The 11,713-nt window shown below is 56.4% G+C and carries 11 protein-coding genes; 5 read left to right on the forward strand and 6 right to left on the reverse strand.

Annotated features, from left to right (window positions below):
- Positions 1-21 precede the first annotated feature (21 nt).
- Positions 22-828 carry an alpha/beta hydrolase gene (locus RCI20_RS10445; protein WP_306605191.1) on the forward strand — a complete coding sequence of 269 codons (807 nt, stop codon included), beginning with the start codon at positions 22-24 and terminating at the stop codon, positions 826-828.
- Here RCI20_RS10445 and RCI20_RS10450 read toward each other — a convergent pair.
- Positions 818-1,006, reverse strand: coding sequence for a YjfB family protein (locus RCI20_RS10450; RefSeq protein ID WP_306605193.1), 189 nt, complete (start codon positions 1,004-1,006; stop codon positions 818-820). The genes RCI20_RS10445 and RCI20_RS10450 overlap by 11 nt on opposite strands.
- 48 nt (positions 1,007-1,054) lie before the next feature.
- A complete protein-coding gene (locus RCI20_RS10455) occupies positions 1,055-2,212 on the reverse strand; it encodes a class I SAM-dependent methyltransferase (RefSeq protein ID WP_306605195.1) in 1,158 nt (385 codons plus the stop codon).
- A gap of 87 nt (positions 2,213-2,299) precedes the next feature.
- On the opposite strand from RCI20_RS10455, the gene RCI20_RS10460 reads away from it, so the two are divergent.
- From RCI20_RS10460 to RCI20_RS10475, 4 genes are all read left to right on the forward strand, one after another.
- On the forward strand, positions 2,300-3,454 hold the full coding sequence (locus RCI20_RS10460) for an FIST signal transduction protein (protein ID WP_306605197.1): 1,155 nt from the start codon (positions 2,300-2,302) through the stop codon (positions 3,452-3,454).
- Between the two features lie 12 nt (positions 3,455-3,466).
- The gene (locus RCI20_RS10465) at positions 3,467-6,565 is read left to right on the forward strand and encodes a response regulator (protein ID WP_306605199.1); all 3,099 of its coding nucleotides are present in this window, start codon (positions 3,467-3,469) and stop codon (positions 6,563-6,565) included.
- Between the two features lie 63 nt (positions 6,566-6,628).
- A complete protein-coding gene (gene ttcA, locus RCI20_RS10470) occupies positions 6,629-7,492 on the forward strand; it encodes a tRNA 2-thiocytidine(32) synthetase TtcA (RefSeq protein ID WP_306605201.1) in 864 nt (287 codons plus the stop codon).
- Between the two features lie 57 nt (positions 7,493-7,549).
- Entirely contained in the window at positions 7,550-8,446 is an 897-nt protein-coding gene (locus RCI20_RS10475) for an adenylate/guanylate cyclase domain-containing protein (protein WP_306605203.1), read from the forward strand.
- A gap of 21 nt (positions 8,447-8,467) precedes the next feature.
- Here RCI20_RS10475 and hprK read toward each other — a convergent pair whose 3' ends face one another.
- The 4 genes from hprK to RCI20_RS10495 are packed head-to-tail and all read right to left on the reverse strand — an operon-like array spanning position 8,468 to position 11,704.
- On the reverse strand, positions 8,468-9,403 hold the full coding sequence (hprK, locus tag RCI20_RS10480) for an HPr(Ser) kinase/phosphatase (protein ID WP_306605205.1): 936 nt from the start codon (positions 9,401-9,403) through the stop codon (positions 8,468-8,470).
- Between the two features lie 10 nt (positions 9,404-9,413).
- Positions 9,414-9,863: a PTS IIA-like nitrogen regulatory protein PtsN gene (gene ptsN / locus RCI20_RS10485; protein WP_306605207.1), complete on the reverse strand. Its 450-nt coding sequence runs from the start codon at positions 9,861-9,863 to the stop codon at positions 9,414-9,416.
- 51 nt (positions 9,864-9,914) lie between these two features.
- Positions 9,915-10,238 carry a ribosome hibernation-promoting factor, HPF/YfiA family gene (hpf, locus tag RCI20_RS10490; RefSeq protein ID WP_306605209.1) on the reverse strand — a complete coding sequence of 108 codons (324 nt, stop codon included), beginning with the start codon at positions 10,236-10,238 and terminating at the stop codon, positions 9,915-9,917.
- A gap of 14 nt (positions 10,239-10,252) precedes the next feature.
- The gene (locus tag RCI20_RS10495) at positions 10,253-11,704 is read right to left on the reverse strand and encodes an RNA polymerase factor sigma-54 (protein WP_306605211.1); all 1,452 of its coding nucleotides are present in this window, start codon (positions 11,702-11,704) and stop codon (positions 10,253-10,255) included.
- Between the last annotated feature and the right edge of the window lie 9 nt (positions 11,705-11,713).

Here is an 11,713-nt window from a genome sequence, read left to right on the forward strand (position 1 = left end):
GGCAAAGGCCGCTCCCACCTCATGATCAATAAACAAGACATCAACGGCCTGGAAGTTTTTTCCTGTCTGCCCGAAGGAAAAACCACGCACCCGCCGCTACTGTTCATTCACGGCGCTTTCGCCGGCGCCTGGATGTGGACCGAAACCTTCATGCCTTATTTCGCGGCGGCCGGCTATCCCTGTTACGCCTTGTCCTTGCGCGGCCACGGCGGCAGTACCGGGCAGGACAGGATCGACTGGCTGTCAGTCACCGATTACGTCGATGATGTGCGACAGGTGATCGACGCGCTGGCTATCGATCCGGTGTTGCTCGGTCACTCGATGGGTGGGTTTATCGTGCAGAAGTATCTGGAACGCTACCCCGCCCGTGCCGTCGCATTGCTTTGCTCGGTGCCACCGCAAGGCTTGATTGCCTCGCAGTTTCATCTGCTGATGCAAAAGCCGCAGATTTATCTCGATATCAACCAGATCATGGCGGGCGACCACGGTGACAGCCAGATTTTGCGCGAAGCGCTGTTTGCCGGCGAAGCCGATCCAGCCATGCTGGAAATCTGGCTGAGCCAGATGCAGACTGAATCGCAACGTGCCATCTGGGACATGTCGATGTTCAACCTGCCGAACCTCTACTGCATGCACCGCCCCCCGATGCTGATCATCGGAGCAGAGAAAGACATGCTCTCGCCGGCCTTTCTTGTCCAGACAACCGCCCACACCTACGGGGAACCATGCCACATCCTGCGCGACATGGGGCATGCGATTACCCATGAAAAAGAATGGCCGCACGCGGCGGCCATGATTCAGGCGTGGCTGGACCAGCTTACGCCTTGACGTCCACCGCGTTGCCCAAGTTGGGTGGATTGCTCGGCTGGGGCAGCGCCTGCAGCAGTTGCATGGCGTTCTGCTCCTCGATTTCGATGGCTTTTTTCAAGACTTTCGTTGCGACGGTTACGCCTGTTTGCTCCGCGGTCAATGCGGAAGTCACCCCGCCAACATCAGAAACACTCATGATTCAACCTCGGATTGATTAATAACAGTCTCAGTGTAGTCTGCTTTTTTACAAACGACGACTTTGATCGCCCTGGGCAAACCCGAGCAAGGGCAGGTCGATGCCACGTCCGATGGCAATCACCTTGAACAATTCGCCCATTTCGTGCGGCATCAGCAACTTGCCCGTCGCCGCCGAAGCGCGAAAATAGTCCGGCGTACCTTGTGGCAACTCGGCCAAGCGGTCGAGCAGGCCGCAATTCATCAGAAACTGGCCCTGGCTGGCATAACCCAGCAGATCCAGCCCCGCACCATGCGCCGCAGCAATAATTGCCGTGAAATCGACGTGGACCGTAACATCCTGCAAACCCGGCAAATAGAACGGATCGGGATGGGAATGATGGCGGTAGTGGCACATCAAGGTGCCTTGATCGCGCTGCGGATGGTAGAACTCATGCCGCGGAAAGCCATAATCGATCAGCAACAGGGCACCGCACTGCAGTCGATGCGCCCATTCAGCCGACCAGGCACGGGCGGCCAGACTGATTTCACTGATGTAGTTGCCGGACAATTCGCACTGCCCGGCAATTTCCTCTGCAGCCAGTCGTAGCGCGCCAGTTGCCGGCCGCTCGCTCCACACGAACCCCGCGGCCGCGTCGAAGCCAACTCCGCGCTCGAAAATACCTGTCTCCCGCCAAGCCACGATGTGCGCGGGCAGGGCATCGAGCAACTCATTAGCCAGAACCACACCGTTGAATTTTTCCGGCAGACAATCCAGCCACTCGACCCGCGACAGCAAATGCGGTGCGGCCGCAGCGATGGTTTCCCGTTGGCGAGCCCGCAAATCGGCCGACAGATCGAGAATGGCATAGCGCTCCGGCAGTTGTTGGCGACGCTCCAGATCAAGCAGCAAATCGGCCGCCAAACGCCCGGAACCCGCGCCAACTTCGATAATCGACGGGGCAGAAAGCTGCATGATTTGGCCAAGCTGATTGGCCAGCGCCTGACCGAACAAGGCGGTCATTTCCGGGGCGGTGACGAAATCGCCGGCCGAACCGAATTTGCGCGCGCCGGCGGCGTAATAGCCAAGACCCGGGGTATACAGCACTTGCTCCATGAAGTCGGCAAAGGAAACCCAGCCATCGTGCAGCAGAATTTTCTGCCGGATGGCATCGCTCAGGTTTTGGCTATGGGCCAGCGCATCGGCATCGGGAAGAGGTAATTGCATGGTTAGCCCGGAAAATCCCGAATTTTAGCGCGTCGACCGCCACGACGCGGGACGGTATGCTATTTTTACCAGATTAGGGGAGCATCCATGAAAATCAGACAATCGATCGTTCGCAATCTGGCCGGCCTTGAGGAAATCCAAGACTGCTTTGGTGATATCAAGCCAAACCTGATTCTGCTATTTGGTGCAATCGACCATTTCCAGCCGGATGGCGTGGTTAGCCGTCTGCCAAGCTTGTTCCCCGACGCCAATATCGTTGGCTGTTCGACGGCGGGCGAAATTACGGCCGAAGGTGTTGATGACGGTACTTGCGTTATTTCTGCCATCGAATTTGCCAACACCGTGTTCACTTGCGCCAGCACGCCCCTGAACAGCATGGATGATTCCTTTGCCGCTGGCGTTCGCCTCGGCCAGGCCATTGCTGCACTTGATCTCAAGGCAGTCTTGCTCTTCGGTCCGGGGGTCCAGATCAATGGGAGCGCGCTGGTTGATGGCATGACCAGCATCATTGGCAGCGCGGTAACCATCACCGGCGGACTGGCCGGCGACGGCGGGGCATTCCAGCAGACATTCACCGTCGGTACCGACGGTATCAGTGACCATCACATCGTCGCGATCGGATTGAGCGGCGATCATCTCCGACTCGGCCACGGCTCCTTTGGCGGCTGGGAAGCGTTTGGACCGGCACGCAAGGTCACGCGCTGTGCCGGGAACATCCTTTACGAACTTGATGGCGAACCCGCGCTAGGTGTCTACAAGCGCTACCTCGGCGATCACGCCAGCGGACTTCCGGCCTCCGGTCTGCTTTTCCCCTTTGCCATGCTGGGCGAAGACCACAATGCCATCGGCCTGATCCGTACCATTCTTGCGGTGGATGAATCGCAAGGCAGCCTGACGCTGGCGGGCGAAATCAACGCCAACGGTTATCTCAAACTGATGCACGCCAGCACAGACAAGTTGGTCAACGGTGCCGAATCGGCGGCCGAGTTGGCCAGCAAATCGGTGGCCGGTATGTCTGGCAGCCGGGGGGAGCAACTGGCCATCCTGGTCAGTTGTGTTGGCCGCAAACTGGTTATGGGAAACCGGGTCGATGAGGAAGTCGAAGCGGTTGGCGAGGTGCTTGGTCAGGATGCCATACTGACTGGCTTCTATTCCTATGGCGAAATCAGCCCCTTTACGCCAGGCGCTGCCTGTAAATTGCACAATCAGACAATGACCATCACCTGCCTGAGTGAGGACTGAGGCAACAAGCGCATGCAAAAGGGCCTTCTTCGGCAGTTGAAACGCACAGTTGGCATCGCCGACGAGGCGCAACTCAACGCATTGCTCAGTCAGCTCCCTGAATTGGCCGCCGTTTCCAGCCCGGAAGTGCGTAGCCTGCTTGAAGGATTTGCCGCGTTGCTGGAACGTGTGGATGGCAGCTACGCTCAATACGAGCGGGATCTCGAACTGCGCACACGCAGTCTGGAACTCTCTTCAGCCGAACTTTCGGGGGCCAATGACCAGTTGCGCCACGAATTGGCATCGCGCGAGGAAGCCTTGCGGGCGCTACGCGAGACGCTGGCAGACCTCCATACCGACAGTGGGAAATCCCAATATATCGAGGAAGACATCAGCGCACTTTCGCGGCGCATCGGCGAGCTCGTTGCTGAAAGCCGAAAAGGGCGCAGGGAACTGGCCAATCAGAAATTCGCGCTGGATCAGCACGCCATCGTCAGCATCACCGACTGCTCAGGCAAGATCGTTTATGCCAATGATCGCTTCTGCGCGATCAGTGGCTATACGCAGGAAGAGTTGCTCGGCGGGACGCATCGAATTGTTAACTCCGGCGTTCATCCGACAAGTTTCTTTACCGACATGTGGCAGACCATCTGCAGCGGCGAGGTCTGGCAAGGCGAAATTTGCAATCGCGCCAAAAATGGCAGGGCATATTGGGTCAATGCCAGCATTGTTCCCTTGCTCGATGCCGATGGATTACCGACGCAGTACATCGGAATTCGTACTGACATCACCGACCGCAAGCAGATGGAAGCCCAGATTTCCGAACAACTGCAACTGGTCGAAGCGCTGATTGAAACCATACCGCTGCCTTTGTACCTGAAGGATACGACAGGGCATTACCTGCGCATCAACCGGGCTTTCGAGATTTTCTTCGGGGTCGACCGCACGAAATTGATCGGACATACCATCAGAGAATTGATGTCTGCCGAAGATGCCGCCTTGCACATCGAAAGAGATCATGAACTTCTGGCGCGGGGAGGGACGCAAACCTACGAGGTGACGCTGAACCTGAACGATGGCACCCAGCACGATGCGATTTACCGCAAGGCCTTGTTACGCCGTGCCGATGGCAGCGTAATCGGTTTGCTCGGAACGGTCATCGACATCACCGAACGCAAACGGGCCGAAGCCGAGCTTCTGTTGGCCAAAGATGCCGCCGAGTCTGCCAGCCGGGCGAAGAGTGAGTTCCTGGCCAACATGAGCCACGAAATTCGTACGCCAATGAACGGCGTCATCGGCATGACGGAATTGGCACTCGATACAGCGTTGACCGAAGAGCAGCGCGACTATCTCAATATCATCAAGTCATCCGGCGAGTCACTGCTTACCATCATCAACGACATCCTCGATTTTTCCAAAATCGAAGCCGGCAAACTGCTGGTTGAAAGTATTTCCTTCGATCTGCATCGCGTCATTGCCGAAACCCTGAAGAACCTGGCCCTGCGAGCACACGAGAAGAACCTGGAGTTGGTCAGCGAAATCCTGCCCGATGTTCCGGTCAACGTGCTGGGCGACCCCAATCGCATCCGTCAGGTCTTGATCAATCTGGTGGGCAATGCGATCAAGTTTACCGAGACCGGGGAAATCTCCCTGCGCACCCAGGTCAGTTATCGCGCCGACACGCAGATTTGTCTGCATATCGCTGTGAGCGATACGGGAATTGGTATCTCGCAGGATAAACAGCAGCAGATTTTTGATGCTTTTTCGCAGGAAGATACGTCGACCACCCGAAAATACGGTGGCACAGGGCTTGGCCTCTCCATTTCACGCCGCCTCGTTGAACTGATGGGTGGCAACATGTGGCTGGAAAGTGTGCCGGGAAATGGCAGCACCTTTCATTTCACCGTCGAACTGGCACAGGATTTCAATCCGCCCCGCCAATTCACCCAGCCGGTTGGCCTGCAAGGGCGCAACATCCTCATCGTCGACGACAATGCCACCAATCGCCGGGTACTGGCCGGACTATTGGCCGGTTGGGATATGCATACAGTCAGCGCCGCCTCCGGACAGGAAGCGATTTGCTGTGTCGAAACGTGTACCCAGCCCTTCGATTGCATCATTCTTGATGCCCATATGCCGGAAATGGATGGCTACATGCTGGCCGCCAACCTGAAGGCCCGTTGGCCGAATCTCCCGCCGATGCTGATGCTGTCTTCCGGCGCCATGCGCGGCGATGCCTTGCGCTGCCAGGAAGTCGGCATTGCCGGTTTTTTCAGCAAGCCAATCTCCTCGCAGGAGTTGCTGACTGCGCTCTGCCGGGTGTTCGATCTTTGCCGCGATGCTGACTCGATCCCACCCAAACATCTGGTCACCCGACATGCCCTGCGTGAGCTTCAGCGCAGTCTCGACATCCTTTTGGTCGAAGATCATGTCACCAACCAGAAACTTGCACTCAGTCTGCTCGCGAAGTGGGGGCACCGGACCACACTTGCGGTCAACGGGCTGGAAGCCGTGAATATGGCAGCCGAGCATCGCTATGACCTGATCCTGATGGATATGCAAATGCCGATCATGGGTGGTATCGAAGCCACCCGGATGATCCGGACCCAGGAATCGGCCGCGGGCAATGGCCACGTCCCGATTATCGCCATGACGGCTGCCGCCACCAGTGACGATCAAGCTGCCTGCCTTGAGGCGGGGATGGACGACTATCTTGCCAAGCCGATCAAGACCAAGCTGCTACTCGAGAAATTGCTCAATTTAGGGGGGCACGATGCGCTACCCGAGACATCAACAAGTTTCGATTATGCGCAGGCACTGCGCAGCGCAGACCGCGAAACCGTCGAAATCATTGCCGGCGTTTTTCTCGCAACCTGGGAGCGCGACTTGATCCGCATGCGCGAAGGTCTGGCACAAGGCGATCTGGCACTGGTCGAGCGAACCGCACACAGTTTCCGCGGATCGCTAGCCGCCTTCGCCGCCGAACCGGCAAGCCAACTTTCCGGGGACATCGAGACATCTTCCCGCCAGGGTAACGTGGAGGGTCTCGGGGGTTTAATCAACTTGCTGGCAGAAGAAATTCACTTACTTGCGCCACATCTTCAAGCCGTCAATGATCGCCTCTCAGGGTAAACTGGCGCGCTTTTACCGGATAATCCCTTTTGTGCCGTCTTTCGGCACGAATTCCTTGCGCTCATGACTACCTCGAATACCCTGCAAAAGCTCCGCAAATACCTGGAAGGCCGTACCGGCAAGGCCATCATGGACTACAACATGATCGAGGATGGAGACACCATTCTCGTCTGCTGTTCCGGCGGCAAGGACTCCTACACGCTGCTGGCCATGTTGATGGCACTGCAGCAGCGGGCACCGGTGAAATTTCGCCTGATCGCGATGAATCTCGACCAGAAACAGCCCGGTTTCCCGGCCGATGTGCTGCCCAACTATTTCGCCTCGATCGGTATCGAACACCACATCGTCGAGGCCGACACCTACTCGGTGGTCAAGGACAAGATACCGGAAGGCAAGACCACCTGCTCACTGTGCTCCCGACTGCGTCGGGGCATCATTTACCGTACAGCCAAGGAACTGGGCGCGAACAAGATTGCCCTCGGCCATCACCGGGACGACATGGTGCACACGCTATTTCTGAACATGCTGTTCGGCGGAAAGCTGAAGGCCATGCCGCCAAAACTGGTCACCGATGACAAAGCCCATATCGTCATTCGGCCACTGGCTTATTGTGCAGAAGCCGATATTGCCAAATTTGCCCGCGGCATGGAATTCCCGATCATTCCCTGCAATTTGTGTGGCTCGCAAGAAAATCTTCAGCGCCAGAAGATCAAGGAAATGATGCATGACTGGGACAAGCGCTATCCCGGCCGGACCGAGGCAGTGTTCACCGCGCTGCAAAACGTTGTACCTTCTCACCTCGGCGATAATGGGCTGTTCGATTTCCGGAACCTGACACTGGATACACCGGTAGAGGAGGGTGATATCGCTTTCGACAGTCCGGAAATGCCAATCAGCGGCACAATCCCGATCAGTACGTTGGGATAGCAAAAATGCCGGCGCTTCATCTTATAATCAGCCATCTAACGAACTGATCCAACTTCCATGAACGCGCCACACCCGTTTCCCGTGATGATGGTTGCCGACGTGACCGGCAGCGCGTCACTCCATCAACGTCTTGATGAACAAGAGGCCGAGCGGGCCATTGAGCGCTGCATCAAGCGCATGACACGCTCCATCGAAGCCGGCGGTGGTCATCTACTGCAAGTCGCCGGCGATGAATTGCTGGCGAGTTTTGCTTCTGCCGAGGAGGCCTGCCACGCAGCCATCGACATGCAACAACGCATCGCTGACTTGCCTCCGGTCTCCGGCCATACACTGTGTATTCGCGTAGCCTTGCACGAGAACGACAGCAGGGTAGTGGACCAGATGGCTAGCCCACTCAAACTGGCCACGCTGATGCGCATTGCCAGCCTGGCCGAAGGTACGCAGATTCTCTGCAGTACACAGGTGGCCGACACCCTGGCCCATAGCCTTGCGATACGTACGGCGCCTAAACAGGAACTCGGCAAGCTTCAGGAAGATGACAATACGATCGAATTGATCCAGGTATTGTGGTCTGCAAATGCAAGCAATAGCCAATCCCGGCAATCCGGCGAATCCGAGCGCAGAAAAAATTCATTACGCTTGCTTTATCGCGGCAAGACCTTCCGGATCGACGAAAAAAGCCCGGTACTTACCTTGGGACGTGACACGACATGTAGTCTGATGATTGATGATCGCAAGGTATCGCGCACCCATGCCCGCATCGAACAGCGCGCTGACGGATTCTATCTGGTCGATACCAGTACCAATGGCAGCTTTCTCAGCATGCTCGACGGACAGGAAATACTGGTCAGACGTTACGAAGTATTGTTGGCGGGTAGCGGACTGATTTGCTTTGGCAGTTCAGCCAACGATCCGGCCGCAGCGCGTCTGGAATTTGAACATTACCTGAAATGATATTTGCCTGAACATTGGATATCAGGCGTCTTCCTCGTTCATCATCCGGCTTTGCCGTTCAACAAAATCCTGCATGCTGTCGATCCCGCGGAACTGCAGGATGGTGTTACGCACGGCGGCTTCCAGCAAGACCGCCAGATTGCGCCCGGCCGCAACCGGGATAACCACTTTGCGTATCGGAACGCCGAGGACTTCCTGAGTCTGTGCATCAAGTGGCAAACGAGGCGCATCCGCTGAAGATAGGGTTTTCTGCAGATGGACGATGAGCTTCAGTTTCATTTTCCGGCGCGATGCTGTCTCACCGAAGATCGTCCGGATATTGAGCAAGCCCAAACCCCGCACTTCAAGGAAATCACGCAACATGCCGGGGCAGCGCCCTTCGATGGTCGTCGGCGCAATCCGCGCCATCTCGACCACATCGTCGGCCACCAGGCCGTGCCCTCGGGAAATCAACTCCAGCGCCAGTTCGGATTTACCGACACCGGAATCACCGGTAATCAGCACCCCCATGCCCAGTACATCCATGAATACGCCATGCAAACTGATCGTATCCGCCAAGCGCGAAGACAAATAAATACGCAGATGATCAATAACTGCCGAACAGTGTTTCGGCGAAAGGATCAGCGGAACATCGGCCGACATGCATGATGCAACCACAAAATCGGGCGGCTTTAACCCATCGGCAACAATCATCGCCGGGGTTTTTGCCGAAAGCAGATCGCTGAACATCTGGCTGAAACGTCGTTCGCCGATGCGCATCGCCCAGTCATACTCCGCCTGCCCCATGACCTGGAGGCGCTCGGGATGAACGATATTGATGTGACCGACTACATCGGCCCCGTAATTACTCGCGGCCTTTAGTTCTATGCGCCGATCGGTACGCTGTCCGACCGTCCAGTTGAACAACAGCTTTTCGCGATTGTCCTGATATAACTGCTCCAGACTGATGTGACGCACGAAAGGACAGTCAGGCGTTCTGGAACATGGCCAGAACCGCGGCTGCATCCGGCGCCGCCTGCAAAGCTTCGCGGAAAGCGCGGTCAGAAAAGCGCTGGGCCAACTCTGAAAGGATCTGCAAGTGCTCTTCGGTCGCCTGTTCCGGGACCAGCAAGACAAATAAAAGCACCACAGGACGCCCATCCGGCGAATCGAACGGAATCGGCGTCGCCAAACGAATCACCGCACCTGCGGCGTGCTTCAGCCCTTTGATACGGCCGTGCGGAATCGCAACACCCTGACCAAGCCCGGTCGAGCCGAGTTTTTCACGGGCGAAAAGACTGTCGAATATCAGCGAACGAGACATGCCGAGACGCCCTTCAAACAGCATACCGGCCTGTTCAAAAACGCGCTTTTTGCTGCTTGCATCCAGATCGAGCAGCACTTGGTCGACAGTCAGAATATTATCTAGAGGGTTCATGGGAAATGTGAAACGAAAAAACCGCACCCACAGGGTGCGGTTGATCAGGGCTTATTCGTCGATATGCATCGACGCCTTTTCGCCACGATGGTGGTCCTGCACCTTCTGCTTGTACTTCTGAACCTGACGGTCCAGCTTGTCGAACATGGCATCGATGGCAGCGTAAAGATCATCGCCAGACTCTTCTACGTGCATGTCCTTGCCTGGCACATGAACGGTCACTTCAGCTTTTTGCTTAAGTTTTTCAACAGAAAGCACAACGCTGACGCCCGTTACCTTGTCGAAGTGACGAATAACCGGGTCGAGCTTGTTGTCGACGTACTCACGGAGAGCCGGGGTGACTTCGATGTGATGACCACTGATCTGCAGATTCATTTTTTCTCCTCTCTCTACAGGGTCTTGCGTAAATTGACCGGCGGGATGTTGAGCGATTCACGGTATTTGGCGACCGTGCGTCGGGCAACGACGATTCCCTGCTGGCCTAGTATTTCGGATAATTGACTATCCGACAAGGGCTTCTTGCCATCTTCGGCCGAAATCAACTGCTTGATCAGGGCACGAATGGCCGTGGCAGAACACGCACCACCAGTATCGGTGGAAACATGACTGCCAAAGAAATATTTCAATTCGAAGATACCACGCGGCGTTGCCATGTACTTCTGGCTGGTTACCCGGGAGATGGTGGATTCGTGCAAGCCCAGCAGGTCGGCAATCTCGCGCAGAACCAGCGGCCGCATGGCCACTTCGCCGTGCTCGAAAAACTGACGCTGTCGATCGACAATGGCCTGTGTCACGCGATGAATGGTGTCAAAACGTTGCTGCACGTTCTTGATCAGCCAGCGCGCCTCCTGCAACTGGCCGGTCATATTCCCATTACCACGACGTTGCCGGGACAGTATCTCGGCGTACAGGCGGTTGATACGCAGACGCGGATAGGCATCCGGATTGATATACGCGGTCCATTTACCCTTGAGCTTTTTGACGATCACATCGGGCGTAATGTAGCGCGCTTCGATCTGCGAATATGCCGCCGCAGGGCGGGGGTCCAGGCTGGTGATCAGCTCGTGGGCCCCTCTGAGTATTTCATCATCGCATCCGGTCAACCGGCGGATCTTGACAAAATCGCGCGCGGCAAGCAATTCAAGATGCTTGTCGACAATCGCAAAAGCCAGCGTGCGCTCGGCACAGTCTTCGGCGACTTTCAGTTGCAACATCAGGCACTCGCGCAGATCGCGCGCACCGATGCCTATCGGATCAAAGTTCTGGATATGGCGTAGCGCGATTTCCAGCTCTTCAATCTCGATTTCGTATTCCGCCGGCAAGGTTTCCCAGAGTTCAAGCAGGGGTGCCGACAAATATCCGTCGTCGTTGAGCGCCTCGATCAGGAAACGAACCAAGCTGCGGTCGCGCTCCGACATCTGGGTCATCCCGAGTTGCCAGGTCAGATGCTCACGTAAACTGATCGTTGCGGCATGACTGTCCTGTGCCTCGTTATCGTCTTCGTCATCACGCCCGGCACCGGTGAAGGTACCGGCATCGCTGGCCCAACGATCATCGTCAACATCGGATGGTGTCATCGGCGGTTCGCTCGCCGGCTCTTCGTGACTGGTGGAAACTTCTGCTTCGCTGCTCGGCTTGTCCGGAGAGTCGAACTGCTGTGCTGCCGCATAAGACTCGGCAGGCTGGTCGTCGTCGCGCTCGAGCATTGGATTTTCCAGCAGGTAACGCTCGATCTCCTGCTGCATTTCCACGGTCGACAATTGCAGAAGCTTGATCGACTGCTGCAATTGCGGCGTCAATGCCAAGTGCTGCGACAGCTTTAACTGGAGTGCGGGTTTCATCGAATAAAT

Source organism: Azonexus sp., assembly GCF_030824335.1.
Lineage (GTDB): Bacteria > Pseudomonadota > Gammaproteobacteria > Burkholderiales > Rhodocyclaceae > Azonexus.

What these genes read in the sequence shown, in the direction of transcription:
- RCI20_RS10445 (WP_306605191.1), top strand. Translation starts at nt 22, where the DNA reads ATGATCAATAAACAAGACATCAACGGCCTGGAAGTTTTTTCCTGTCTG.
- RCI20_RS10450 (WP_306605193.1), bottom strand. Translation starts at nt 1,006, where the DNA reads ATGAGTGTTTCTGATGTTGGCGGGGTGACTTCCGCATTGACCGCGGAG.
- RCI20_RS10455 (WP_306605195.1), bottom strand. Translation starts at nt 2,212, where the DNA reads ATGCAATTACCTCTTCCCGATGCCGATGCGCTGGCCCATAGCCAAAAC.
- RCI20_RS10460 (WP_306605197.1), top strand. Translation starts at nt 2,300, where the DNA reads ATGAAAATCAGACAATCGATCGTTCGCAATCTGGCCGGCCTTGAGGAA.
- RCI20_RS10465 (WP_306605199.1), top strand. Translation starts at nt 3,467, where the DNA reads ATGCAAAAGGGCCTTCTTCGGCAGTTGAAACGCACAGTTGGCATCGCC.
- ttcA (WP_306605201.1), top strand. Translation starts at nt 6,629, where the DNA reads ATGACTACCTCGAATACCCTGCAAAAGCTCCGCAAATACCTGGAAGGC.
- RCI20_RS10475 (WP_306605203.1), top strand. Translation starts at nt 7,550, where the DNA reads ATGAACGCGCCACACCCGTTTCCCGTGATGATGGTTGCCGACGTGACC.
- ptsN (WP_306605207.1), bottom strand. Translation starts at nt 9,863, where the DNA reads ATGAACCCTCTAGATAATATTCTGACTGTCGACCAAGTGCTGCTCGAT.
- hpf (WP_306605209.1), bottom strand. Translation starts at nt 10,238, where the DNA reads ATGAATCTGCAGATCAGTGGTCATCACATCGAAGTCACCCCGGCTCTC.
- RCI20_RS10495 (WP_306605211.1), bottom strand. Translation starts at nt 11,704, where the DNA reads ATGAAACCCGCACTCCAGTTAAAGCTGTCGCAGCACTTGGCATTGACG.